Origin of the sequence: Novosphingobium umbonatum, assembly GCF_004005905.1 — a bacterium.
In the GTDB taxonomy this organism is placed as follows: Bacteria; Pseudomonadota; Alphaproteobacteria; order Sphingomonadales; family Sphingomonadaceae; genus Novosphingobium; species Novosphingobium umbonatum.
Genome location: NZ_SACO01000018.1, coordinates 25903 through 52512 on the forward strand (window position 1 = coordinate 25903; position 26610 = coordinate 52512).

23 protein-coding genes are annotated in these 26610 nt (G+C 57.5%); 7 read left to right on the plus strand and 16 right to left on the minus strand.

Annotated features, from left to right (window positions below; all coding sequences use genetic code 11):
* Positions 1-19: 19 nt before the first annotated feature.
* The 6 genes from EOE18_RS16695 to EOE18_RS16720 form a co-directional block, all read right to left on the minus strand.
* A complete protein-coding gene (locus tag EOE18_RS16695) occupies positions 20-1444 on the minus strand; it encodes a capsular polysaccharide export protein, LipB/KpsS family (RefSeq protein WP_127711633.1) in 1425 nt (474 codons plus the stop codon).
* Positions 1441-2283 carry a 3-deoxy-8-phosphooctulonate synthase gene (gene kdsA, locus EOE18_RS16700; protein ID WP_127711635.1) on the minus strand — a complete coding sequence of 281 codons (843 nt, stop codon included), beginning with the start codon at positions 2281-2283 and terminating at the stop codon, positions 1441-1443. Before kdsA ends, EOE18_RS16695 begins: the two co-directional genes overlap by 4 nt.
* Before the next feature lie 27 nt (positions 2284-2310).
* Positions 2311-3108, minus strand: a complete 798-nt coding sequence (locus EOE18_RS16705) for a 3-deoxy-manno-octulosonate cytidylyltransferase (protein WP_127711637.1) — start codon at positions 3106-3108, stop codon at positions 2311-2313.
* Positions 3109-3115: 7 nt separating this feature from the next.
* Entirely contained in the window at positions 3116-4129 is a 1014-nt protein-coding gene (locus tag EOE18_RS16710) for a KpsF/GutQ family sugar-phosphate isomerase (RefSeq protein ID WP_127711639.1), read from the minus strand.
* A 240-nt stretch (positions 4130-4369) separates the two neighbouring features.
* Positions 4370-5218 carry a class I mannose-6-phosphate isomerase gene (locus EOE18_RS16715; RefSeq protein ID WP_127711641.1) on the minus strand — a complete coding sequence of 283 codons (849 nt, stop codon included), beginning with the start codon at positions 5216-5218 and terminating at the stop codon, positions 4370-4372.
* Entirely contained in the window at positions 5215-6252 is a 1038-nt protein-coding gene (locus tag EOE18_RS16720) for a mannose-1-phosphate guanylyltransferase (protein ID WP_127711674.1), read from the minus strand. Before EOE18_RS16720 ends, EOE18_RS16715 begins: the two co-directional genes overlap by 4 nt.
* A 483-nt stretch (positions 6253-6735) precedes the next feature.
* Between EOE18_RS16720 and EOE18_RS16725 the strand changes: the two genes are divergently transcribed.
* Positions 6736-7983 (plus strand): capsule biosynthesis protein, encoded by a 1248-nt coding sequence (locus EOE18_RS16725; protein WP_246027515.1) that lies wholly within the window; start codon positions 6736-6738, stop codon positions 7981-7983.
* Positions 7984-7985: 2 nt separating this feature from the next.
* Here EOE18_RS16725 and EOE18_RS16730 read toward each other — a convergent pair whose 3' ends face one another.
* Entirely contained in the window at positions 7986-9164 is a 1179-nt protein-coding gene (locus EOE18_RS16730; protein ID WP_246027516.1) for a polysaccharide biosynthesis/export family protein, read from the minus strand.
* A gap of 215 nt (positions 9165-9379) precedes the next feature.
* On the opposite strand from EOE18_RS16730, the gene EOE18_RS16735 reads away from it, so the two are divergent.
* From EOE18_RS16735 to EOE18_RS16750, 4 genes are all read left to right on the plus strand, one after another.
* Positions 9380-10312, plus strand: coding sequence for a capsular polysaccharide export protein, LipB/KpsS family (locus tag EOE18_RS16735; protein WP_127711645.1), 933 nt, complete (start codon positions 9380-9382; stop codon positions 10310-10312).
* A gap of 11 nt (positions 10313-10323) precedes the next feature.
* Positions 10324-11310: a glycosyltransferase family protein gene (locus EOE18_RS16740; protein ID WP_127711647.1), complete on the plus strand. Its 987-nt coding sequence runs from the start codon at positions 10324-10326 to the stop codon at positions 11308-11310.
* Entirely contained in the window at positions 11307-13082 is a 1776-nt protein-coding gene (locus tag EOE18_RS16745; protein WP_127711649.1) for a glycosyltransferase family 2 protein, read from the plus strand. Before EOE18_RS16740 ends, EOE18_RS16745 begins: the two co-directional genes overlap by 4 nt.
* 116 nt (positions 13083-13198) lie before the next feature.
* The gene (locus EOE18_RS16750) at positions 13199-14185 is read left to right on the plus strand and encodes a phytanoyl-CoA dioxygenase family protein (protein ID WP_127711650.1); all 987 of its coding nucleotides are present in this window, start codon (positions 13199-13201) and stop codon (positions 14183-14185) included.
* Here the strand turns inward: EOE18_RS16750 and EOE18_RS16755 are convergent.
* From EOE18_RS16755 to EOE18_RS16795, 9 genes are all read right to left on the minus strand, one after another.
* Entirely contained in the window at positions 14180-14827 is a 648-nt protein-coding gene (locus EOE18_RS16755) for an ABC transporter ATP-binding protein (protein ID WP_127711652.1), read from the minus strand. The two genes, EOE18_RS16750 and EOE18_RS16755, sit on opposite strands and share 6 nt — an antisense overlap.
* Positions 14824-15606: an ABC transporter permease gene (locus EOE18_RS16760; RefSeq protein ID WP_127711654.1), complete on the minus strand. Its 783-nt coding sequence runs from the start codon at positions 15604-15606 to the stop codon at positions 14824-14826. Before EOE18_RS16760 ends, EOE18_RS16755 begins: the two co-directional genes overlap by 4 nt.
* A gap of 2 nt (positions 15607-15608) precedes the next feature.
* Positions 15609-16595, minus strand: a complete 987-nt coding sequence (locus EOE18_RS16765; protein WP_246027517.1) for a KpsE/RkpR family capsule polysaccharide export protein — start codon at positions 16593-16595, stop codon at positions 15609-15611.
* A gap of 174 nt (positions 16596-16769) precedes the next feature.
* Positions 16770-17543 (minus strand): 2OG-Fe(II) oxygenase, encoded by a 774-nt coding sequence (locus tag EOE18_RS16770; RefSeq protein ID WP_127711656.1) that lies wholly within the window; start codon positions 17541-17543, stop codon positions 16770-16772.
* A gap of 20 nt (positions 17544-17563) precedes the next feature.
* Positions 17564-18316 (minus strand): glycosyltransferase family 2 protein, encoded by a 753-nt coding sequence (locus EOE18_RS16775; RefSeq protein WP_127711658.1) that lies wholly within the window; start codon positions 18314-18316, stop codon positions 17564-17566.
* Between the two features lies 1 nt (position 18317).
* The gene (locus EOE18_RS16780; protein WP_127711660.1) at positions 18318-19862 is read right to left on the minus strand and encodes a hypothetical protein; all 1545 of its coding nucleotides are present in this window, start codon (positions 19860-19862) and stop codon (positions 18318-18320) included.
* A 42-nt stretch (positions 19863-19904) separates the two neighbouring features.
* Positions 19905-22559, minus strand: a complete 2655-nt coding sequence (locus tag EOE18_RS16785) for a hypothetical protein (protein WP_127711662.1) — start codon at positions 22557-22559, stop codon at positions 19905-19907.
* 263 nt (positions 22560-22822) lie between these two features.
* Positions 22823-24469 (minus strand): polysaccharide pyruvyl transferase family protein, encoded by a 1647-nt coding sequence (locus EOE18_RS16790; protein WP_127711664.1) that lies wholly within the window; start codon positions 24467-24469, stop codon positions 22823-22825.
* Positions 24470-24585: 116 nt separating this feature from the next.
* Positions 24586-25293, minus strand: a complete 708-nt coding sequence (locus EOE18_RS16795; protein WP_127711666.1) for an IS6 family transposase — start codon at positions 25291-25293, stop codon at positions 24586-24588.
* 482 nt (positions 25294-25775) lie between these two features.
* Here EOE18_RS16795 and EOE18_RS16800 point away from each other — a divergent pair, with 482 nt between their 5' ends.
* Positions 25776-26117, plus strand: coding sequence for a type II toxin-antitoxin system RelE/ParE family toxin (locus EOE18_RS16800; RefSeq protein ID WP_127711668.1), 342 nt, complete (start codon positions 25776-25778; stop codon positions 26115-26117).
* Positions 26114-26401, plus strand: a complete 288-nt coding sequence (locus EOE18_RS16805; RefSeq protein WP_127711670.1) for a helix-turn-helix domain-containing protein — start codon at positions 26114-26116, stop codon at positions 26399-26401. Before EOE18_RS16800 ends, EOE18_RS16805 begins: the two co-directional genes overlap by 4 nt.
* Positions 26402-26610 lie beyond the last annotated feature (209 nt).

Here is a 26610-nt window from a genome sequence, read left to right on the forward strand (position 1 = left end):
TAGAGCGGATTAGGCAAGCTTACATACGCATTTTTGTGATGATTCTTGCGACCCGCCCTTGCAGCCTGCGCAGGCGCACCAGCGGCGTCACCATATCGGCCTGCCCCTCCACCATGCGCCGCACCAGCACTTCTACCGGACAGGGCAGCCGCGTCACCGGATCGAGATAGCGCGGGCACAGGATCAGGCTGGCGGCCACCAGAGCATCAAGGCCAAGTTGTCGCCCGCGCCTTTCAGGGGTAGGCGCCAGATCCTGTGTCAGCCCCCATCCGGCATAGAAGGGCACGCCATGGGTCACCACCGGCACGCCTTGCAGCAAAGCCTCGAAACCGGCCTGTGAGGAAATCACATGCAGCCCGTCCACCTCGCCCAGCAGGCGCGACAGCGGGGCGTGGCGTTCGATAGCATCGGCCAAAGCCAGCGCCTGCGCATCGGGGATCGCTCCCTTACGATGGCCCGCCTCCACATCGGGATGCGGCTTGTAGATCAGCTCGGCGTCTGGCTCCATGGCGCGAGCGCGTTGCAGCAGGGACAGGTTGGTGTTGCCCGCCCCGCCCAGCAGCACGGCGCGGTCATCCTCCACCTGCCCGATCACCAGCAGGCGGCGCCTGGAGCGCGGCGGCAGCACGGGGGCGCCCGCCTGTGCCACCCCATATTTGCCCACGCCATGTTCCACCAGCATCGCCCGCAAGGCAGCCGCCCGCGTCAGCAATTCGGGCGGAAATTCATGCGTGCCCAGCACATTTTCCAGCAGGCTGGGGCGGGATGGATCGACATGGCTGCCCATCGGATCAATCATGGCGGATAAAGGCGGCACGCAATCGGCGCCAAGGCCGGAGGAACGGATGAAGCCATCCTCCACCTCGCCCAGCTTTACCCCGACATCGGCCAGAGCCTTGCTCAGCGAGGCAGGTGCGCGCGCCACCCATGCCAGCGCCAGATCGCCGCTGCGCAAACCATCGCCGCAGCCAAAGGCCTTGGGGCATTGGCGATAGGGCACCGGCCCGCTACCCGCCCAGAGCAAGGCGTCCAGCGTTTCCCGTTTCCAGCCCGCGATGCCGAAAACGGCGGTATAGGCGCGGTTGCACTCGATCAGCCGCCGCCATGCGCCCATCAAGCGCACCGCCTCCAGCCAGCCCAAGACCTCGCCGGTAAAGGGGCAGCGCGGATGCACGCCCTTGGTCAGCTTTTCAACCACCGCCCTTGCCGCCTCACCGCCCATACGCAGGGCGCGGACCATGGCTGCCTCGGGATCATCGCGCAGACCCCGCGTCCAAGGGTCGGTCTCCGGCGCCCAAAAGGCCCCGCCCACGCGCTGCGCCACCATTTCGGCGGCCAAGGCATCGGCATCAAAAGGCAGCCCCTCCCCCGACACAACCAAAGCCCCCGCCCGATGGCGCGGGAAGGGCGGGATGCGCAGGAAATGAAGGGGCTGCTCGCTCATGATTTAACGGCGCGGTCCACCGCCAGCACGCCGCGCAGAAAGCCTTCCAGATCGGCCAAGGGCAGAGCGCAAGGGCCATCGCACAGCGCCTGCGAGGGATCGGGATGCGCCTCCAGAAACAGGCCCGCAATGCCCACCGCCACGCCCGAACGCGCCAGCACCAAGGCCTGCGATCCGCGCCCGTCGGCACTATCGGCGCGACCGCCGGGGCGCTGCAAGGCATGGGTCACGTCAAACACCACCGGCCCCATGTCCTTCATCAGGTCCATGCCCAGCATGTCGACAATCAGATTGTTATAGCCAAAGCAGCTGCCGCGCTCGCCCAGCAGCACGCGATCATTGCCCGCCTCCGCGCATTTGGCGATGATGTGGCGCATTTCCTGCGGCGCAATGAATTGCGGCTTTTTCACATGCACCATGGCGCCGGTTTGCGCGATGGCGCGGACCAGATCGGTCTGACGCGCAAGGAAAGCGGGCACTTGCAGAATATCGGCCACTTGCGCCACCGCCTCGGCCTGATGCGGTTCATGCACATCGGTCAGCACCGGAACGTCGAAAGTCTCGCGCACTTCCTGCAACAGGCGCATGCCTTCCTCCAGCCCCGGGCCACGGAAAGAGCTGAGCGAGGAACGGTTGGCCTTGTCGAAACTGGCCTTGAACACATAGGGCACGCCCAGAGCCTGCGTCACGCGGACAAAATGTTCGGCCACGCGCAGCAAAATGTCGCGCCCCTCGATCACATTCATGCCGCCGATCAGCACCAGAGGCTGGTCATTCCCGAAGGAAATCTGGTCATTCAGGCGCAATATGGACGGGTTTTCGTGTGATTTTGCAGTCATAAACCGACTATGCGCGTTTACCCGTGCTCAGTCGAGACCCCGTGCCGCCAAAATTGCCTCGATCGCGGGCACATCCTGCGGATTGTTGAGTTCGATGCAATCCCAGCCCACCGGATCATGGGTGACCACTTGAATAGGGGCAGCCCCTTCCAGAAAGCGCAATTGCTCCAGCCCTTCCAGATCCTCCAGCGACGAAGGCTGCTGCGCGGCATACCAGCGCAGGGCATCGGGGCGATAGGCATAAAGCCCCAGATGCAGGCGCATCCGTTCATGCTTGGCCTCCAGCGCATCGGGCAGATAGGGCAGCAGGCGCTTGGAGAAATAGAGCGCGCGGCCATCCTGCGCGGTGACCACGGTGGTGCCCCCCACCCGCCCCTCGGCGGCGTCACGCGCCAAATGGGCATAGGTGGTGGCGCTGGTTCGCAGGGCGGCGGTGGCCATGGCGGCATGGGGCGCAGCCGCCAATGCGGCCACCAGATCGGGGATGATCCATGCAGGGGTCAGCGGCGCATCGCCTTGCAGGTTCACCACCACATCCACTTCTGGCAATTGCGATAAAGTGGCGGCGCAGCGTTCGGTGCCATTGCGGCAAGTGCTGGGCGTCATCACCACTTGCCCGCCAAAGGCCCGCACCGCATCGGCAATGCCGTCATCATCTGTGGCGACGAAAACACCCGCCGCGCCTTTTACCTCACATGCCGCGCGCCAGCTCCGCTCGATCAGGCTGCGCGCCTGCCCGCTGGCGCCGCGCAGCATGGCCAAAGGCTTGCCCGGATAGCGCGTGGAGGCGAAACGGGCCGGAATGACAATCGCGAAACTGGTCATCTTGGCTTCAGCTCAGGCCCAATTGCAGCAGGTCGTGAATATGCACGATGCCAACGGGACGTTTCGACCGCGCCGGATCGCCGCACTTCACCACAAAGGCCGCCGTGATTTTCTCGTCATTGAGGAATTGCAGCACATCTCCCGCCAGCATGTCCGAAGGGATCGAGCGCGGGCTACGCGTCATCACCTGAGCCGCCGTGGCATGGGCCAGCATGGCAAAATGACGACGCAAATCGCCATCGGTGATCACACCGCAAAGGTCACCCACTTCATCCACCACACCGGCCAGACCGAAACGGCCATTGGTGATCACCGAGACGACCTCGGCCATGGGTGTGTGTCGTTCCACCAGTGGCAAAGCAGAAGGGCCCTGCATCACCTCGGCCACAGGAGTCAGCCGCAGGCCGATCGAACCGCCCGGGTGCAGCGCACGGATGCGGCTTTGCGTTACGCCGCGCGCCTGCATCACCGATAGCGCCAATGCATCGCCCAAGGCCAGTTGCAGCGTGGTGGAGGTGGTGGGCGCCATGCTGCCCTCGCAAGCCTCGGCCACGGGCGGCAGGGTGAGCAGCACATTGACCGCCTCGCCCACCATGGATTCGGGATCGGACACGATACCGATCATTTTGAGGCCCATCGCCTGCGCATGGGCGATCACGGGGCGCAATTCGCGCGTATTGCCCGAATTGGAAATCAGCACCAGAACGTCGCCCTGCACCATCATGCCCAGATCGCCATGGGCAGCCTCGGCCGGATGCAGGAAAACCGAGGGCGAGCCGGTAGCCGACAGGGTGGCCGACATTTTACGCCCGACATGGCCCGATTTGCCCATGCCGCACACCACCACGCGGCGGCGGCAATGGATGATCAGCGAGCAAGCCTCGGCAAAGGCCTCATCCAGCGAACGGGCCAAAAGATCCAGTCCGTCGCGCTCCTGTCTGATTACTTCGCGCCCACGTTCCAGCGCAGAATAAGCGTCAAAACCGGCCCCCAGCGTAAACACAGAGCTCGTTTCGGTCATCACCCAACATTTCCCCCCAAAGCGCGCCACTCCATTTCGACGACTTCACCCTCAACCGAGGTAAATGCACAAAGAAGGCATGAGAGCCGACCACGCGAGAATCATCAAAATGCACAACAGACCGCTTCTTCGGCGCAGTAATACTAGGGAAAATCCCTATCACCCCCGCGCCACTCCACGCCGGAATTACATCTTCCAACGCGCCAAGCATAGCCTTATCGGCACCAACAGGATAGGGGTTTAGCCAGAAATGTTCTGGATCAAAAGGTAATGTGCGCCGGAAACCGCTGAAATCCGGTCCAAACCGGCCGCATTTATACAGGAACCAAGTGGCAAAAGCTGCTTGTCGCAACAGATGCCCTCATCCATGGGGACGACCAACAAAGGCCTATCGCCATAAACATCGGCCAGCGCGGCATCGGGCGCACCTGTCACGCGATGCAGGCGGAAATAGGGGCCTTTCACCAGTTCCACCGTGCCTTCTTCGGGCACATGGCGATGCCAGCGGGCCAGATCATAGGCATCGCCCAAGGCTACAGCCACCGCCTCGTCCAGATGCAGGGCACGCGGACGGCCATAGTCATAGAGGCGATAGGTGATATCGCTGTTCTGCTGTACCTCGATCACGCTGACGCCAGCGCCAATCGCATGCACTGTGTTGGCAGGAATGTAAAAGAAATCGCCCACGCGCACATCGTGCCAGACCAAAGCCTGTTCGATGCTGCCATCCAGCGCGGCGGCGCGCATGGCGTCGGCATCCATCGGCTGGGCGAATCCGATACCCAGCTTGGCCCCCTCCTCTGCCGCGACCACCAGCCAGCATTCTTCCTTGCCCTGACGCCCGATACCCTGCGCGATGGTTTGTTCGTCGTTGGGATGAACCTGCACCGACAATTTTTCCGAGGTGAAAATATATTTCACCAACAGATCGGGCTGCTCTGCGGGAGGCTCAAACCAGATCTCGCCGATCGTCTCGCCCACAGGGGCCGTGAAGGGCTCGGGCAGTCGCGCACAGCCCCAGGGCTTGGCCACATGCCGCACCGGTAACAGACAGGGATCGGCCAGAGGATGGGCGAAAATCTCACTCACTGGTTAGAGGCACCCTTGAGCTTGCCCACCTTCTGCACACCGGCGGAACTGGTGACCAGCACATCCTTGCCATCCACCACCACGATCACGCCTTCCAGCCCGATCACCGAGACGCGCGGCCCATCGCTGTCCACCATCACTTCACGGCAATCGACCAGCTCGGCCGGACCATGCACGGAATTGCCATGGTTATCCTTGGGCCGCGCTTCATACAGCGCATCCCAGCTACCGATATCCGACCATGCCATATCCACCGGCACCATGGCGGCGCGCTCGGTCTTTTCCATCACGGCATAGTCAATCGAATCGCTTTCCGTGGCCATGAAGGCTTCGGCATCGGGGTGGAAACGCTGCCCCTCATCCTTGCCCTCGGCGACCGAAGCGGCCACCGCCTGCGCGATGCCGGGGCGGAATTTGGCCAATTCGGCCAGAAAATCACCGGCGCGAAAGGTGAAGATACCGCCGTTCCAGCTGTAATTGCCCTCCGACAGGAACTGCATCGCACGTTCCAGATTGGGCTTTTCCACGAAATTGGCGATGCGGAAGCCTGACCCGTCGATATCCTCGCCACGGCGGATGTAGCCAAAGCCGGTTTCAGGCGCGGTCGGCTCGATGCCCAAGGCCACCAGCCAGCCTTCCTGCGCCAGCTTGGCCGCCGATTTCACCGCCGCGACAAAGGCGTTGGGCTTGCCGATAAAATGGTCCGAAGGGCATACCAGCATGACCTGTTCGGGCGCCAGACGCTGCGCCGCCAGCGCGATGGCCGCAGCGGTGTTACGGGCTGCCGGTTCGACAATGATCTGCGCATCGGGGGCAAAAGAGAGCTGCTCCTCCACATGCGCCAAATGCTTGGCACCGGTAACGATCAGCGGCGCAGTGAACAGCGAGCGATCCGAAACGCGGCGCAGGCTTTCCTCGAACAAAGTGTTCTGACCCACCAGCGGCAGGAACGGCTTGGGCTTGACCGCACGACTGCGCGGCCAGAGTCGCGTTCCACTGCCACCACACAAGATCACGGGCGTTATCGTGAGCATAGGGATCATCTACTCTTTGATTCGGGCTGACGTTATGAGCATTCTAACAAATTTTCCATTTATTTCAAATACTAACAAAAACCATGCTTGCCAATTTCGCAAATGCGATTGCGATTTGCACTCCGTGGCCCAAAATGAAATTTCTCAATCACCAAATTACGACACCAACATCATGACTGATCCAATTTAACTTCCACTTGCCAGAGCGGCAGATGCCTTGCCCGCCGCATGCCTGCAACCGGCCCTATCACCTGCCCCTATCATCCGACCTTGCCATTTTGCCACAGGCCGCGCCCTTATCACAGCACGAACATGCCGCAAGTCACTGGACCAATCCGGCACAAAAGTCGCAAAAAGTCCAAAATCGGCTAACTGCCCAATGTAACCCCCAAATTACATCGGATTTCACCGATTAGGGGCTTGTCTTGATACAGCATGCCGCGCCACAAGGCACAGGTAGATTCACGGCAAAACAGGTTGGCAGTGTTGGCTCCCCATAAAATTCGCCCTCACGCCCTGCAAAAACGCCACTTTCTGTTCCTGCAAGGACCGCCCGGGCCGTTTTTCCACGCTCTGGCCACCGCACTGGACGCAGCGGGGCATGGCGTTAGCCGTATCAACCTCAATGGTGGCGACCAGCATGACTGGCCCGACACCATCGGTGGACGGTCAGCCACCTGTTATCGCGCGCCCGCTTCGCGCTGGCCTTTGTTCATTGACCGTTACATGCGCGATCATGCCATCACCGATCTGGTGCTGTTTGGCGATTGCCGCCCATTGCATATGGTGGCCCACCAAATGGCGCGTTTGGCCGATATACGGGTCCATGTGTTCGAAGAAGGCTATATCCGGCCCAACTGGCTAACGCTGGAGCGGGACGGGGTGAACGGCCATTCGCGCCTGCCACGGGACCGGTCGAGCATGCTGGCTGCGGCGCAGGGCCTGCCCATGCCGCCCGATCTGCCCCCGATCGGCGCTTCACTGGGGCGACGCACCCGCGACACCTGGGGCTATTTCTCGCATATGGTGCTGGGCGCGGCTCTGCTGCGCTATCCTTTTTACCGCTCCCACCGCCCCGGTTCGATTGCGCTGGAAGGCATCGGCTGGGTGGTCAAACAAGCAACCCGCAACCGCCGACAAATTCAGACAAAGGAAACGCTGAGGGCGCTGGAGGGGCAAGACTTCTTTCTCTTTCCCCTGCAACTATCCTCCGATTATCAAATCCGCGTCCATTCCCCCTTCTCCTCGATGCGACAGGCCTCCGATTACGTGCTGGCCAGTTTTGCCGCCCATGCGCCGCAGGGGATGAGGCTGGTGATCAAGGAACACCCGCTGGATTTCTCGCTGTTCAACTGGCGATCCTATGTGCGCGACCGCGCCAGGTCGCTGGGACTGGGCGACAGGCTGGTGCATCTGGCGGGCGGGGATCTGGCCACGCTGGCGCAGCAATCGCGCGGCATGGTGCTGGTCAATTCCACCTCGGCCACATTCGGACTGGCCAGCGGTGTGCCGGTCAAGGCGCTGGGCACGGCAATCTATGCGATGGAAGGCATCACCGACCAACAACCTCTGGGCCGATTCTGGGGCGCCCCCACCCCGCCGGACAGCGCCACCTATGATGCCTTCTGCCGCCTGCTCCACCACCGCTGTCTGGTGCGCGGCGGACTGGCCAGCCAATCCGCCATCGCCATTTTGATCAGCAATGCCGTGGAGCGCCTGCTGGCCGGATAGGGTTAGATCGTGCCCGTGTTGACCAAGGCGCCCTGCACGGCGACGATCGGGCTGAACATCTGGCTCACCAACTGGATCAGCTTGGACGGCTGATTGGCGGCGGCATTGCCGACATAGAGCACATCCTTGTCCCGCATCATGAAGCGCTGGGCCAGAAACACGCTGCCCGGATTCATCATGTTGATGTGATAGACGGTCGGCTTCTCAACCCCTTGCCCGTCCTTTTCAAAGCGGAATACGAAGACCGCCTTGGCATCGCCCAGATTGGGATTGGGTCCACCGGCCTGCGCCAATGCCTCGGCCAGCGAATTGGCCGGCGCCGTGAAGTTCAATTGCTCCACCCGCCCCGCTGCGCCCAGCACCGCGAAAGTCTGTGGACGCTTGATCAGATCAATCCGGTCGGCAGGATGCACGCGCATGGTTGATTGCGGGCCGCTCATCACTTCGGCCAGACGGAATTCCTGACGCAAGCCAGCGCGTGTGATCTGCACCGCAATATCCTTGGCCTCGCCGCGATAGCCACCGGCCAGAGCGATCACCTCGCTCAATGTCTCGCGGTTGGTGCTGAGCACCAGACGGCCAGGACGCGCCAATTCGCCGCCCAGAATCACGCTGTTGGTCAGCGATTGCGACAGGTTGACCACCACTTGCGGATCTTGCGAAAGACCGCGCAAGCCGCGCCGGATCATATCCGCCAGTTCACCAGTAGTATGGCCTGCGGCACGCAAACGCCCCACGAAAGGCACGAAAATCTCGCCCTTATCGTCCACACGCAACGCGGGCAGGCGCTCGGCCTGCGCCGAACCGGTGCTGGATGCCGCACCGGCGGCGCTGACGCGACTGCCTGCGAACAAGGTCACACCCGCTTCATAAATCTGCACATCCAGCACATCACCCTGCCCCACCAGATCGGTCGGCGAAGGCAGCGTATCATCGGCAAATTGCGGCGCCGATGCAGGAGCGGCAGGCAATTGCGCCACATTGGCGACAGAAATGATCTTGAACTGCGGCTCGCCACCTTCCTCGGTGGCGCGGAAAACCTGACGGCCCGTGGGGCCGCTGATCGGCAGGCTGGCACAGCCCGAGAGCAAGGCCACACCGAGCAAAGCCAGCCCCACCTTCCCCTGCGCCATGACCCGACGCGGGCCATTCGCCATCAAGCCAGTAGGAGCCTTCATCATCCAATGAGCCATTATGCCAACCTTGTTTCGGACGCCGAACCACGCCCCGTATCCTTTCCGGCCACTAACACCGCCATTTGCCTTTAGGCAATGCTACGTCGCCATGCCGTTGATAATATCAGGTGCATTACGGATGCAGTAGAAGTGGCAAGTTCATCACCACTTTGCGAAACCGGATGCCGGTTCTATTGGGGGTCCAGAAAGGACAGTAGCGCATGACCATTGCCACCAATCGCGCCCTTGCCCGTATTCCGCATCTCGACACATTTCTGGCCGAACATCCCCATGCGGTGATCGGTTGGGGGCGCAAGCCTTCGGGGCGGCGCGCAGTGGCGCTAGCACGAATGCTGCGGCGGTCCTATGTGTTGCTGGAAGATGGCTTTTTGCGCTCCGTGGCGCGCGATGCGCCTTCGCTCTCGCTGATGGTGGACGATATTGGCTGCTATTATGACGCCAAGGCGCCCTGCCGGATGGAACTGGCCATCGCCGCGGGCGCGACGAAGGGCGAGGCTGCGGCGGCGCGCGAACTGGCGGTGCTATGGCGGGAATCGGGCCTTTCCAAATATAACCATGCGCCGGATTATCGGGGCGATCTGCCCGCCCATTATGTGCTGGTGGCCGACCAGAGCTTTGGTGATCTGTCCGTGGCCAGCGGGCTGGCCGATGCGGACAGCTTCCGCGCCATGTTGCAGGCCGCGCTGGATGACTGGCCCGACCATCGGGTGGTGGTAAAGGTCCATCCCGATGTGATCACCCATCGCAAGCAGAGCTGGCTGAAACCCGAATGGCTGGCCCATCCGCGCGTGATGGTGGTGGGCGATGGTTGCCATCCGGTGCGGCTGATCCGCGAGGCGGCGGCGGTCTATTGCGTCACCTCGCTGATCGGCTTCGAGGCTTTGCTGCATCAGCGGCCTGTGGCCTGCTATGGCATGCCGTTTTACGCCGGATGGGGCCTGACGCAGGATGTGCTGCCCGCTCCGCATCGGCGCAGTCCGGCAAGGCTGGAAGATCTGGTCCATGCCGCCTTCACCGTCTGCACCCGCTACGCCGATCCCGATAGCGGCGCAGCGTGGAGCGCTACGCAGGCAATCGCCTATGCTGCAGAACAGCGCAAGCAATGGCTGGCCATGGCGGCTGTTGCGCCCTAAAGGGCCGCGCCATGGCTCGCCTTCCCACCACCGATCTCTATTTCCGCAATGCCATGGACCCGTGGATCAGCCGCTGGTGGCGGCGTGGTCCGATCCGGCGCGTGGGCGCCAATGCCTTTGTGGCGGGCGAATGGTTCGTGCTGGTGCGACAGGACAAGCCTTTGGTGATGCGTGAAGCTTTGGCCTGGCATGGCAGGCTGGCCTATGTGATTGATGACGATATAGCCGCCGGCACCGTTTGCGAGCATTTGCCAGAAACCTATCGCGCAAAACTGGCCGAATTTGACCGCCGTTTTCACCGCGATTTGTTGGCGCGCGCCGATGTCGTGCTGGCGGCATCCGACAGTCTGGCGGAAAGTCTGGCCCGATCGCCCCGTTTGGCGAATCGCCTGCAACGGATTGAACCGGCGTGGCGCCTGCCTCTGGCCAATCTGGATCACTTTGCCGATCTGGAACAAGGAGCCGGTCTCAAGATCGCCATGCTGGGCAGCGGAAGCCATCGCGGCGCGTTAGAGGCCATCGCCCCCGCGCTGGAAGGCATTTTGGACCGACACAAGCAGGTCCAGCTCACCTATCTGGCCCGCCGCCGTGTGACCGACAGGCTGGAGCAACACCCCCGCGCGCGCCGGATCGAACCGATGACTTGGCCGGAATATCAGCGCTGGCTGGTGCGGCAACGTTTCCATCTGGCGCTTTACCCTCTCCTGCCATCCCCGTTTGAAAGAGCGCGTTCCAGCAACAAGTTAACCGAACACGCCGTGGTCGGAGCCCTGGGCGTCTATCCGCAGAGCTGGGCCCCGGCGCGGCGGTTGGGCAAAGCTGCTGTGCTGGCCCCCGAAAATCCGGCAGAATGGGGCATTTTGATCGAAAAGCTGATCGCAAACCCAACGGAAATCAGCCAATTAGCGCAACTTAACCTGCAAAACCTGTCTTGTGAAAACCCTCTGGCGATGCAACAAGAGCTTTGGTTCAATTTGCTGGGGCGGTTTGTCCAATGAAGTTCTATCACGCTCTTCTGCGCACCGCTGCTCGCCGCCCCAAATTGGCGGCAGAGGCTCTTTATTGGCACGCCATGGGCAAGAAGGTCCGCGCGCGCAATCGCCTACGCAGTTCCTTGGCACAGGGGGCATCGGCCTATCAGGACTGGATTCTGTGGCACGAAAAGCGTGGTGAAATTCTGGCCGAGGCCGCAGATGAAATAGCGGGCTGGGATCAAAAACCACGTCTATCGGTCGTTCTCTATAACCATTCCGGCGAAAGCAGCGCCCATTTTGAGCGGCGACTGGCCGCGCTGGAAACGCAGGTCTTTGCCGAATTCGAACTGGTGCTGGTGCAATCGCGCGAAGCGGTAGCCGCACGCACCCCCAGCATCGGTCGGTTGGCACCCGTGGCGCAGCGCACCAACAATCCGGTCAAAGCCCTGCGCCTTGGCCTGCAAACCGCAACGGGCGATTATGTGCTACCCTTGGCCGAAGACGCAATTCTGGCCCCCGATGCCCTGTACCATCTGGCCAAGGCGGTAATAGCGCAGCCGGACGCATCGGTTTTCTATGGCGACGAGGACCGGATCACGCGGCGCGGCAAGAGGCTGGACCCTTGGTTCAAGCCGCAATGGAATAGCGAATTGTTTCTGGCGCAGGATTACCTGTCCAACGCCTGCCTTGTGCGGCGAGATCTGGCGCTGACCTGTGTGCAAAGCCATCCTGCACTCAATGGCGCGGGCCTTTATGCCCTGCTGCTGGGCGCAACCAGCCAGGCACCCGATAGGGCCGTGGCCCATGTGCCGCATGTCATCGCGCATATTGACGCCGAGGCTCCCGATGATGACGAGCAGCGCGAGGCCCGTGTGGCCGCTGTGGCGCATCATCTGTCAGGCCAACCGGCACAGGTACAGGCTGGCCCCTATGGATCGGTAGCGGTGGAATGGCCTCTGCCCGATCCGCGCCCATTGGTCAGCGTGATCATTCCCACACGCGACCATGTGGAATTGCTGCGCACCAGCGTGACTGGCGTTTTGACCGCCACCCGTTATCGCAATGTCGAAGTGATCATCATGGACAATGGCAGCAGCGATCCCGCCGCCCTGTCCTATTTGAACCGCGTCAGCGCCAATCCTTTGGTGCGGGTGATCCGCCATGATGCGCCTTTCAACTTTGCCCAATTGATCAACATTGGTGCACGCGAGGCGAAGGGCGAATATCTGTGCCTGCTGAACAATGATATTGAAGTGATAGACGAAAAATGGCTGTCCGCCCTGATGCGGCAGGCGGTGCGGCCCGGGATCGGCGCGGTGGGAGCCAAGCTGCTGTATGATGATGGATCGATCCAGCATGCGGGCGTGACCATCGGCTTGGGCCAAGCGGCCGGCCATGCCCATCGGTTCCAGCGCGACAATGAGCCCGGTTATCACGCGCGGGCCCATTTGCCGCATTATGTCTCCGCCGTCACCGCCGCCTGCCTGTTGGTGGCCAGGGACAAGTTCTGGCAGGTTGGCGGCATGGACGAGGAAGGCTTTCAGGTGGCCTTTAACGACGTAGACCTGTGCCTGAAGCTGCAGGCGGCGGGTTGGCGGAATTTCTATGAGCCGCGCTCGGTGCTGGTGCATCACGAAAGCAAATCGCGCCGCAAGGATTACCACGCGGACCAGATCAGCCGCTATATGCGCGAACTGGCCTTGCTGCAGGACCGCTGGCAGACGCGCCAATTTGCCGACCCCCTGCACCATCCCGCGTTGGAGCGTAGCAACGAGGCCTATCAGATCGCCCTGTAAAGCGGCGCGAATAAGCTTGAATTCCGAGCCAGTTGCGCAAGAAGAGTGCTGGCGCATTCATGCCATTCGCGGCATGGAGGCTTGGATTATTATTGAGGCGAAAAGGACAAGACCGGATGGACCCGATAGCGCAGCTTTTGCCCGGTGTGCCTTTGGTCGAATCTCCGCTGTTCCCCACTTTGGTTGATCGCGTAGGTTGGAGTGATCAGGAACGCGAGATCGCCCGCCAATTGCATGAGCGTGGCTATGCCGTGATCGACTTTCCCGATGACCAGTTGGACGCGCGGATTGCGCGGATCAAAGCGACACTGGCCCCGCGCTTTGGCCTGCCCGCCCATGGAGAGGCCGACCCGCAGGTCGTGTCCGAATTGGCCGATGCCCGCGTGCAGGATGCATGGAAATTTGACGAGGATGTCAAAGCGCTGGCCATCAATGCGCAGGTGCTGGATCTGCTGACCCGCCTATGGGGGCGGCAGGCCCATGCTTTTCAGACCCTGAACTTCCCTGTCGGCACGCAGCAGCATTTGCACAGCGATTCCGTCCATTTCTCCAGCCAGCCCGAGCGTTTCATGTGTGGCGTATGGGTCGCAATGGAGGATCTGCATCCTGATTCCGGCATTCTGGAATATCTGCCCGGATCGCATCGCTGGCCGATCCTGTCCAACGCCATGGTCGGCCGCCGCGCCGAGGCCAACCGCGCCCTGCCCTCGGCCCAGACGCCCTATGAGCCGGTCTGGCGCGCGATGGTGGATCAGAGCGGGATTGCCAAGGAAACCTTCCTTGCCCGCAAGGGGCAGGCGCTGATCTGGGCGGCCAATCTGCTGCATGGCGGCGGGCCGCGATCGGACCGCAGCCACACCCGCTGGTCGCAGGTGACCCATTATTATTTCGACGACTGCCTCTATTACACCCCCGCCTTTTCCGAAGAGGTGCTGGGCAAGCTGGAACTGCGCCAATTGCGCGACATCGCCACGGGGGAAGCGTTGCAGAATAGTTATATGGGGGAGGCTGTGGCGCGGCCTGCCTTGCGCAACACTGCCCGAAAGAGGACAGTGTGGAGCAGGATCAAAGCCACCCACAAGAAAATCACCAACGCCCTATAATCGATCGTAAATGCTTAGGCCTTCTTCCAGATCATCGTGAACATGCGCCTGGCCTTGGTGCAGAACCATGGCGCGACTGCAATATTCTCGAATGGTATGGGGACTATGGGACGCCACGATCAGCGCCCGGTCGCCACGTTTTTCGAACAATTCCTCATGGCATTTGCGCTGGAAATTCTGGTCGCCGACCAGAATGACCTCGTCGATCAGGTAGCAATCGAACTCGATCGCCAGTGACAAGGCGAAAGCAAGCCGCGCTTTCATGCCATTGGAATAGGTCTTCACCGGCATTTTCAACTGCCGTCCAAGCTCGGTAAAATCCTCGATAAAATCGCGGATTTCCCGATATTCTTGGCCATAAATGCGGGCGATGAAGCGCGCGTTGTCATAGCCAGTCAGACTACCCTGAAAGCCACCGCCAAAGCCCAGAGGCCATGACACGGTCATCTTGCGCTCAATACGCCCGCTGTCGGGCATTTCCACACCGCCCACCAGCTTGATGAAAGTGCTCTTACCTGCGCCATTTCGTCCCAGAACGCCCAGTTTTTCACCGGGCGATATGGTGACATTCAGACCTTGCAAAACCTGCTTGCGGCCGTGACCAAGCGGATAACTCTTGCGAAGATTGGTGCAGCGGATCATTCGACCACCATATGTTTGCGCAGACGGCGGCAGAGATAGAGACCTAACACCATTGCAGGCGCAAAGAAAAACCAAGGATAGCTGGCGCTGTATTGCGGATAGACCGCATCGCCAAAAACCCCATAGCGCATCATTTCCATGCCATGCACGGCAGGCGACCACATCACGACATCGCGAAATGCCGGAGTTAGCCACGAGTTCATAACGAAAGCGCCAGAGAACGGGATCATCATATAAACGGTGACTGGCAGAATTTTTTCCAACACCTCCGACATTTCAGACAGCGGGGCGACAATGGAGATAACGGAGAATGTGAAGATCGAATAATATAGCCACCCCAGCAACACATAGCCCAAATCATAAGGCATGGGAAACTGCCCGGCTGCCCCCAGAACAACGGCAATGAAGATCCAGGCCATCAGGTGACCGATCATCTCGACCAGAAAGCGTACCAGCAAGATGTCGAGAATTTTCACCTGACGGTGATAAAGCAGGCTGGAATTGGCCGTAAACGCCCCCTGCGCCCGATTGATGGCAGACCGGAACATCACAAAGGGAATATATCCGGTCGCCACAAAGGCGATGATGTTGACCCCGTGATCCATCTCCCCCTTCTGGAACCGCCACAGGAGGCCGACCAAAACGGCAAAGAGCAAAGGTTCGGCCATCACCCATAGAAAGCCGATATTTTCCCGCCCGAAACGCGTCGTCAATTCGCGAATGATCAACGCCTGAATGACGCGCAACTGGATGCGCGCGCCTTGCTGGAACGAAGCCATGTTCAATCTTCCGGCGCGTGTTCGAGAATGCCGACCAGGAACATCCATCCCACGAAATAGAGGCACAGGCTGGCCCCCAACACGGTCAAGATGGTTTTCAGACGATGCGGCAGGGTCGCCTCGTCCGGCACGGCAGGCTCGACGACACGTTCCAGATAATATTGCTGGCGGGTGGCATCGCTGCGCGCAGTTTCCAGTGCGGCGCTGGCTGCATTCAGGTTTTGCGCGGCAAATTCCTGTTCCTGATACAGCGCTTCGTAATTGGGCAGTTTGCTGGCGATGCCATTTGTTGTGCCAACGGCGCGCGCGGTCTGCCCCGCTTCGGCCTGTGCCATCGCGGCAACTTTTGCACGCAAGGCCGGAATGGCGGGATTACGCGGCGTTTGGGTTTCCATCTGGGTCAATTGGGCCTGCAAGGCAGCCTTTTCACCCACCAGTTTGTTGGCCACTTCCAAAACACCGGTGGCCTGTTTGGCGGGGTCCAGCAAGGCGCGGTCATTGCGGAAACCGGCCATGGCCGCGCGTGCCTTTACAACGCGTTGCTGGGCCAGCGCCACGCGCTTTTCTGCCTCGCTGACCTGTTTGTCCCGCGCCCGTTCATTGAGCGCATTGACCAGATTTTCGCTCAACACCAGCAGGCGTTGATTGAGGCCTTCGGCGTCCTTGGGCGCATAACCTTTGACGCGCAGCACAACGAGGCCAGTTTCATGATCAAGTCCGACCGTGATCATGTCCAGATAATATCGGAACAGGCTTTCACGGGTCTTCTTGACGAAAGGCATGGGGTAACGGCTGAGGAAATCCGCGTCGGGGTGGGCAAATAGCGTTTCGACGCTGCCGCCTTTATCCAGATCGGCCAGCGCGGTGCGGGACCGGATATAGTCCATCACCTCATTCGCCTGCTCCTGCCCCGCCGACAGGCCCGTGGTTTGCACCAGATTGGCCAGACTGGACACTTGCGCCGAGCGTTGGCCCGGCGCTTTGATCACGAAGCGGCTTTCCGACACATAGATGTCGGATGCGATGAGCGTTTCGTAGGCTGCGGTCGATAATACTGGCAAAAGGACCAGTGCGACAAAAGCCTTGTTGCGCTTAATTGTAGGCCATAATTCAAACATCTAACACCCGACATTCCATACCAACGACCGTAGAGATCCGGAACATTAGCGTCGATAGGCTTGACCGGAGGTGGAGACATTCGCTCTTAAGCGAATAGTCTCCAAAACCTCAGAATCCTCACGCTGCTCTACGCGCGGTGCAAACAGAGCGCGCCCACGCGCATCGGCCGAAGGCGCTGGATCCCGTAGATAATAGATCGCCAAACTTTTACGGTAAATACCCTCTTCAACAGTCAAAGGGGAGCTCATCCCGTGCCAACTGTTTTGAGTTGTATTAAACAGCACGGCACGATTAAAAACTGGATCCACTTCACGAACAAGGTCTTTTGGCAGATTCTTTTCCTCATCATGAGACCATAAACCTAGAGCCCCCCCATGTTTAGGATCAAGAGCCGAAGAGATATAAACAATAATGTTCAAAACTCGTTCAAGCTTTAACTTCGGATGAATCGAGTAGTCGAAATGAGGGTTAAGGTTGCCACCCACCCCATGAATATGCCAGCCTCCACCGTGCAAGCCATGATCAACGTAAATCGGGGCACCGATTAGGCGCGCCAACCGATCCGTTACAGCAGCAGATTGCAGTTCAGCGAAGGCCCGGTAGGTAGCGGAAGGAAATTTCTCCCAGCTGTTTTGGGTTTTTTTATTTTCTATTGAGTTCCTGTAAACATACCAATCATCGTGATCGTAGTCCGGCATCTCCGATTCAAGCAATTTTGCAAAATCTTGTTCGAAGAATCCATCAATTACACAATGATCGAAAGGACCATCATGGCCATATTTCTTTAACGCAGAATCAAAATTGTCAAAATTAATCATATAAACCTCAATATGTAGGATCAATCCAGAGTAAGCCACGGGTGCCTATTAATCATATCCCGCCTCAGCTTCACATGATTGTCATTAACATTCGTCAAAGACCTTAACATAGACTGCTTATGAACCCTATAGCGCGAAAGAATTTCAGGAATTTGGATAATATACTCACCAGATTCACACATTCTCAACCAAAGATCATAGTCCTCCCACCCATATTGAATGTGCAAGTACCCCCCAATGCTTAACAAAAATTCACGCCTAAGCATTGCCATGGCATCAATGTGATTACCATATTGAAAGCGGCCCGCATGAAAGGCTTCTCCGCCCATCACCCCCGTTTGCGCGTCGAACACCTCAATCAGCGAGTAAGCTCCCTGAGCACCGGGCGATTGTTCAAGCACCTCGCGATGCCTTTTCAAGCAGCTTGGATAAACAATGTTATCCGCATCAAGAAAAAATAGAAACTTAGACCCCGCAATAGAGGCTGATGTATTTCTAGTAACTGCAAGTCCGGCGTTTTCCACATTCGCCGCCAGGACCGCCCTAGAAAATCGAGAAGAAAATTGAGCAAGCCACCGCTCAACAACAGCAACTGACTCATCCCTACTACCATCATCCACGACAACCAAGCTTATCGAAGGTTCACTCTGCGACAAGATACTATTCAAGGTTTCGACAATATAGTTCTGGTAATTAAACAATGGGATGCAAACCGACACCGGCGCCCAATCACCACCAGTATCTACTACAACGTTGAAATCCTGCACAATCATCTCAGATAGCCTCCCCTCGCAAAATCGCCGCTTTGACACCCGCATTATTCTTTGCGATTTCACGCATAATCCTGAGACCGCTCTCCGTCCCTAAAAGAAAATCAATTGTCTCCCCCAACCTTTCAGTCTCAGCTTCAACAAAATTAACCCCAGGCACCATATACGGATTGGGCGTATTCGGCTCACTCAATGTGACGCAACCTTGCATCATCCCAACCAGAAACATTCTTTGCCACTCAAGATAGTGGCTCTCCCCTTGGTGAATATTCAATAATAATTTGCTGTTCCGAGCGATTTGTACGAAATCCTGAAAATCAAGAACATCCGGATCGCCCTTTTTTACAGGCCGCGTAAACTTAGGACAATGCAAAAAAACTTTATACTTAGAGAGAATGGGAGCGATTTTTGAAAGAATCTCCGCCCTCCGATCATTTAAAACTGCAACAAAAACCAAATCATATGGCCGATCCGATATCTGATCAGAATAATTAAAATTTTCAACAAATTTTAACTTTCTAACCTGCTGACCAAGTGGAGCATTGGGGATATCGAAGCAAGAGTCAGGCAATGGCAATAAAGGCAGGAAGGCAGCATTGATACCAATGGCCATCAAGCCCGAAGCCGAAGATGGGTTCAAGTCAAGTACCCCGACTTTAGTTTTCTTTAAATAAGGGAGACTGAGTGCAAACCAATTCGTATGCCATTGCTCCGTTGCAACATATGCAGACCGCTCAAGATCTTTATCGCTCCAACGCTGCCCGGGACCACAAGCACAAAATTCGTGAGGGGCAACAATCAAATTTAAAACCTCGGGATCGCGGTCAGGCTCTTCACCTCCAATTACAACAGTATGCCCCCTATCCTCTAAATATCGCCTCACGTATTTTGCAACGTCAGAGAGAAAAAAATTTCCATCTTGCCAATAAAAAACGGTTATTTTTTGGTAATGCCCAACAATGTCGCTGACAGAAGAAATTTTTCGATTAGAATTTGCCTCAAGGAACTTGTTAACTTTTTTGGGAGAAAAAGCGGCACGCCCCTCACTCTGTCCGTACAAAATGTAGTGAGCAAACGGATGGATATTAACCACATCCTTATGCACCACCTGATAATGCTCCACAGAAAACAACTGATTTGGGTCTCTTAAATTACCAACATAGTAAGAATGCATCATATCAGCCAAAAGATCATTGCTGACAAGAAGGTCATTACCGTACTCCGCCACATAAAACCCTTCATCAAACAGACCAGAAATACCAACTTTTAGTCGGAAATCATCCGTAAGTACCTCATCAACCCTGTCCGAAATATAATTCTGGCCATCTCCCTCACGGCCGAGGCAATCTAATTTCGATAGAGACTGCGATGAAGGTTCTGAATTACGATTAGCTTTACGCCCCAACTTCTGGCCGACCCAAAGATAATGCTCCGCCGGATCCATGCCCGATGCGCGCACGTCGGGATAGCGTTCGCAATACCATGCTTCGTCGAATTGCCCCGAAGCCTTGAGCGCCGCAATCTGTTCAGGCGAAATGGAATGAGACATCAAACACCCCTAAAAACTTACAAGAATTGCCAAACCGCGCTCTCAACCGCGTGACCGGCCTTCGCCAATGCCATGCAACATATAGTGCCGCAGCGGATCCATGCCGGACTGGGCAACATCGGGATAACGCGCGATATAGGCGTCGGCATCGAACAGGCCGCGCCGTGCAAGCCGCGCCGCGATCCTTGCCCGCTGCCATTCCTTGGGCATGTAGGGCCACCACCAAGGCTTGCGATCCATGGCGCGATGCACCAGTTGCAGCCACTCGCGGTCCTGCTCAGCTTGCTGCGCCTTGCGCTCTTGCGTTCGCATCAAACTGGTCAAAGTGGCAATTTCGCCGAAACGTTCGGACAATTGCTGCTCGGCCTGATGCTTGCCCTGCGCCAACGATGCCAGTTCCTGAGCCTTTTGCCCCAGCGCGGCATCCAGCGACTGAGCGCGCGCGTGCAAGTCTGCCACTTCACGATCACGTTGTTGCAACCACTGATCGCGGTCATGGGCCAAACCCTCGATCTGGGCCTTTTGCTCTGCCAGTTGCGCCAGACGCTGCTCTTGCTCACGCAACATGTTCGTCAATGCCGCGATTTCGGTAAATCGATCCGCCAGTTCACGATCCGCCTGCTGCTTCTGAGCGATCATCACTTCATGTTGAGCGCGCAGATCGGCCAGAGCCTGCGCATGTTCCGCAGCGACCTTTGGCGATGCCTGCTGGGCATTTAGCTCTTCACGCAAACTGCGTGCCTCGGCCTCAACCTGCCGAAGCATTTCATAGATACGCCCGTTATCGGTCGCAATCTCCTGCTCGCGATCAGCTCGCTGCTGCTCTACTTGGGCCAAAATCTGGCTCAAGCGCAATTGCTCCACTGCACTTTTGCCAACCTCTTCAGCCAGCGCCGCCCGATGGGCGTGTTCCATAGCAGCCATAGCGGCTTGCGCATTATCCAGCATGTTTTGAAGCTGCGCAATTTCCGCCGCCGCGTGACGTTCGGCCCTACCCACTTCTTGTTGAAGCCCATCGATTTCCGCCAACATCGATTGACGAAGGGCCTCCACTGCATTCTCACCCTGAGCAATGGCGGAATCACGCTGATCGCGCGTTTGCTCCAATTCCGACCAGACTTGCCGAGCCTCTTCCTGCCTTTGCAACAAGGCACTCTCCAACTCGCCCAAGCGATGAAGCAGATGCCCCCGCTCTTCCAGCGAGGCATCCAACGCGCCTTGCAAAGTCTGGGCATGTTCCTGTGCCAAAGCCAACTGGTCATTCAAGTCCGCCGCACGCCGCTCGGCGTCCTGACGCGCGTCCAATGCCTGATCCAGGCTGTTTTGAAGCGCCTGGGCATGTTCCTGCGTCGAAGCCAACTGATCATTCAAGTCCGCTGCGCGGTGCTCGGCATCCTGACGCGCGTCCAATGCATGATCCAGGCTGTTTTGAAGCGTCTGGGCATGTTCCTGCGTCGAAGCGATCTGGCCGCTGAGTTCGGCCACACGTTGCTCGGCAGTCCGACATTCATGCAGAGCGTGATCCAAAGCACTTTGAAGGCCCTGCGCTTGATCTTGGATGGCCGCTACACCCTGGCTCAATTCATGAGCACGGTGCTCCAGCCCGTCACGCTCTTGCGCCGCATGATCGCGCTGCACAGCCAGAGCATCACGCTCCTGCACCAGCGCTGCAACCACATTGTGCTGCTCTGCCAATTGGCGCTGCACATCGTCGATATGCCTTTGCAACTCATCACCGCGGTTCAAGGCGTTACGCAATTGCTCGTCAAGATCACGCCGCGCTTTGGACAAATTCGCCAGCGGAGTTGAAAATAGCGGCCCTGCCTCGTCGAAGGCATCCCGAACGCTATCAATAGCTGCATAGTCAGCCTTGGACTCTGCGCCTTCTGCCCATCGCATGAGTATCTGGAATAGGCGCGAGACCCAACCCGCAATCAGAGGATTGTGGAGCACCTCGGCATCGGCATGGTGATTATGACGCAAATCCCTTGTCAGGAATGCCGAGATTTCTGCAGCGCTCGTCTGTGACTGGCGCGGCCAAACCACATCAAGACTCCGCGCGATTTTATCGACCACCAGCCCCCAATTCTGCAACAGCTGCGCATAGGAAACGAAAACACGCGCGCGACCTCGCGTTGCCTTTTCGACATCCAGCACGTGGCGGAGCCACATCATGAGGCCGATCGAGCTTTCGGTTCCATCACGACGGCACAGCGAATCAGCCACTTCCAAGGGATTCCGCAGTGGCACCACGATCGCAGGCTCAATCCCCTGCTGCTCCAGAATATCGAGCCAGAACTGCGTCAGGCGGCAGATCCGTGGATCTTTCAGCGCAAACAAAGGCGCCTCGCCAAACTCCTGAGCCAAAACCTCGCCGCCCCGTTTCACGAAATCCGGATAGGCCAGCGAACGATGGAAGTGTTCATTGACCGGCAACCAATCCTGCCAATCGGAACCAGCCGCTGACAAAACCTCATCATTAAACTCTGCGACAGGCCAAGATTCCCAATGCCCGGCCGGATTAGTGGGATTCTCGGGCATCAACGTTTTAGGCAAAGCACAGCCGAGCAAGCTGAGAACACGCGTCAATGCGCTGGTTCCAGACCGATGCATACCCAGTACAAGCACGGCCTGCCTTTTGCGCGATTGCTTCTCTTCCAAATCCACCCCGACCATCACTTTCACCTTCTGGTTCAAACCACCGGACCTGTCACTAGGCTTATATTGCGCTCGCCTGCCCACAATAGCGCCAGGATCGTAGGCAGGTTGATCGCTGGGCTGCGTATAGGCACCTTCCAACGGCAACCTAGTCGTTAACGCCACCATAATGAAGATTATTTTGACATCCTAAGATGATAACGAATGCCGTGCCTGACGGCGACGAACCAATGACATCGGCTAATGCCGCGCCGCGCCTCAACCGTCATGAACAGCCAGCGACAGCTCCTAAGTAATCACTGTCAAACATCATCCAACCACCCCGTCTTTACCCGTAATTTCCTATTGCCATCCAAAACGACATAGCGATAATGATGAAATTCCAAATTGCATCCTGCATATTTCTCATTTTCGTTCTGATTTTTCCAATGTGATATGTCAGGATGCGAAGTTGCGCTATAGACTTCGTCTTCATCCCCTTCGACGATCTGCGGATACCAATCGAGATGGAGAGCTTCAAACGGCTCATAAATTCTTACACCAGACTTCATACGTCGAAACGATTCACCAGCCCGATGCATGGCAAAAGTCGTATCAATTGGAGCCTCCTGATAAGCGAAAGATCTCCCGTCCTGCTCATCCAAAATTGGCTCGTTCTTCCAGAATTGCTCTATATGCCGATTAAGGGCACGATTGCGCAGCGGATATGTTTTTGGGATATCGCGTATACGCAACATCGGCCCGACGCATTCCGCCTTACGGAAGCGATTGAGCAAACCGGCATAAACCTGCAGCACATCTGCCTCGGCAACAGCGATATCCACATCGCAATCACTCACGACATAAGGACAGGGTTCATTCCAATTTTCGAAATAACGAGCAACACTGTCATTCACGCGATCAAGCTCATCGGCATTCTGGATCAGACCATATCGATAAACTACAACACCGCCCTCCTCCAGATCACGAAGAATTTCTAGAGTTTTATCATCAAAACTACCATTATCATGTACAATAATGCTCACCGGCACACTCAAAGCCTGCAACCCAGCGATGATTTTGCGCAACATGGGGCCACGATTGAAGCTAATCAGGAACACTGGCACGGCCGCGGTCCGACACGCCGCGACTGACTTACGTGGGACCAGAGATTGCCCCTCCCACTCCCCCACTATCGGGAAAGCCGCAGCCAATGCGTCCATATCAATCGTATGATCGCGCAGCTCCGCCATTGGTATAAGTGCCTCGATCCGCTCGCGTTCAGACAAATTGTAAGGTACAATTTGCGGATTGCTCGTTGTTGCGAACCAGTCACTAAACTTGAAATCATCTCCGATTATGTCTTGCCCGGCTTTGATCCACAGACTTGGCAAGCCCAATGCCTCAGCCAGTATCAATCCATGCAACGAGGAACTAACCACCACCTTGCACTCAGCCATTGTGCGAATTAGAGATAACGGATCGTCATGAACGTTGAGATCCGCCACTCCATCCTGCGCCAGTATGCACCGAATGGCCGGCTTTTGCCGATCCACGTAGTGCGCCACCACCCCGACAGCATGGCGAGGATCGCTCGACGCACTCATGCCCAAAAGTCGCGGCGCCAAAATAGCAGGATCGCCCAAAGGCACATCGCCTAGCGTTGTCCCGCTTTTGCGCAGAGCCATCAAGGAATGCGGTCCGCGCAAGGCGTGAATATTCCGAGCGTGTGCCGAACCAAGTCCAATGTCCGGATGCATTACGCCAGTGCCCCACACATGGGAATTCACCGATGCCCCCGCCATCAGGCTACCAATCGCCATAAGGTGAGGGATATCGTCCCGCCCTACCCAGCAGGATTCTCGGCCGGATAATGCTTTCACAATTAGGGGATTCAACAAATCCCCAAAATTAGGGATCCGCAGGAAATACCTCATCGGAATAACGGATTGGTTATCGGCTTGATCCATAGCGCCGCAGTCTGATCCAGCGGCCGACGGATGTCCAGACACAATGGGGGGGGGTGCTGCCAGTCTAATCGCTACAAGTCTCCGTTTGGCGCAGATGCCCCAAAAATCGCGTAACCTTATCTCACGAGCGACTGCCACTCGGCCAGTGCAGCTGAGCGGCGCAGCTTGAATGCATGACGGTCGACGAGATGGCGTTCCAGGTTGAAGTGATTGCGGAAGGAAGCGTGCACTGACGCGAACTTTTGCAGCGACTTCATCCGCCGGAAACGCTGCATGGCGCGCTCGCGTCGTCGGAACGGAAGGTGTGAATTTTCAGCCCTGTTGTTGAGCCAACGGCTCACTTCGCGGCGATCCAAATTGCCGATCTGGCGCATCGCGGCAGGGTAAGACCGCATCCCGTCGGTGACGATCTTCTCCGCCCTGCCGTGGCGCTTCAATGCCTTCTTCAGGAAGGCCAAAGCCGCAGTTTTGTCACGTTTCTTAGTAACGTAGCTTTCGAGCACCTCGCCCTCGTGATCGACCGCACGCCACAGGTAGTGCCGCTCGCCGTTGATCTTCACGAAGACCTCGTCAACGTGCCACCGCCAGTGCCGGAACCCGCGCATCCGTGACACGCGCTGCCGCCGGATTTCGGAGGCAAACATCGGCCCGAAACGGTTCCACCAGAACCGCACCGTTTCGTGGCAGATATCGATGCCACGCTCGAAAAGCAGATCTTCAACATTGCGCAGCGAAAGAGGGAAACGAACATACATCATGACCACAAGGCGGATCACCTCAGGTGACGAGTTGAAATAGCGGAACGGGTTGGGGGTTGGCTGCATCCAACCGATTTACAGGCCCCCTGCCCCGGCCGCAATTTTGCTCTGACAACGCCAGCGCGGACTGAAAAAAGTTGGTGACACAGCAAAAACCCGCAGAAATCTGCGGGCTTAGCTGTTCAAATCGGTTCGAAATAAATCGCCCTGGATTAGGGATCTGGCGGAGCGGGAGGACTGCAAAAATCACTGATTTTAATATGCTAAATCGCATATCTCTAATTTCGTCATAACAATAGTCATACTTCCGACACTGATCCGCCTTGAACGCGGGCGTTCTTTTGCGAACTTGATGTTACCCAGCCCACCCTAAAGATTGGCCGCTGTAGGGCAATTCAATGTACAATCAGACACCTCAGCTCGGGCTGCATGCCGGAAAACACTTATTCAATGCGCTCGGACATTCGTTCTCAAACACACATCGCCCTCATGTCCTGAGATGCGCGTGCGCCATTGACCTATGCGCCAATGACATATAACTTGGACCTATGGCTAGATTGCAAACCGTTGTGGAGCTGCCCGAGTTTCAGCGGCGTGCAAAAACGATTATGTCCGATGACGAGCGTATAGCGTTGGTGAATTACATTGCCGCCAACCCAGAAGCTGGCGTTTCGCTGGGCGGCGGATTGCGAAAGGTTCGTATCGCACGCCAGGGCGGTGGTAAGAGCGGTGGTTACCGGACGATCCATGTATTTGGTGGCGTGACGATGCCCATCTTTCTGGTCACCGTGTTTGCCAAGAATGAGAAAGACAACCTAAGCAAAGCCGAACAGGCTGAGTTGATTAGCCTCGGCAAAGTTTTGATCGCATATTATGGAGATCGATCATGAATGCTTTTGAAAGCATCAAGCAGGGCCTAACGGAGGCGTTGGCCTTCACAGAAGGTCACGAAAGCAGCGCGGTAATTCACCAGGTGGAAGTGCCAGTCGTCGATGTCGCGGCGATCCGTGCTAGTACCGGCCTGTCGCAGGGCGCGTTTGCGCGCAGTATCGGCGTGGCAAAAGGAACTTTGTTGAACTGGGAGCATGGTCGCCGTCGCCCGACTGGTCCTGCTCAGGTGCTACTCGCCATGATAGCCAAGAAGCCCTCTTTGGTTAGCGAACTATTGCGCTGATGATATGCAATGTAGTGTCGAGATTTCGTATGATGCTTGAGATTGAATCCCTCCTCATACCAGACATTCAGAGCCAGTGACCTGTTGAGTTGCGCTGAGAATTGACCCGGGAGGGGCGTAAATTTTCACTGAGAATTGACCCATGCTTTCCTCGCCTCCGGCTGACAGTCGGGAGGCATCGGAGTGATCGACATGGACCTACTCAGTGT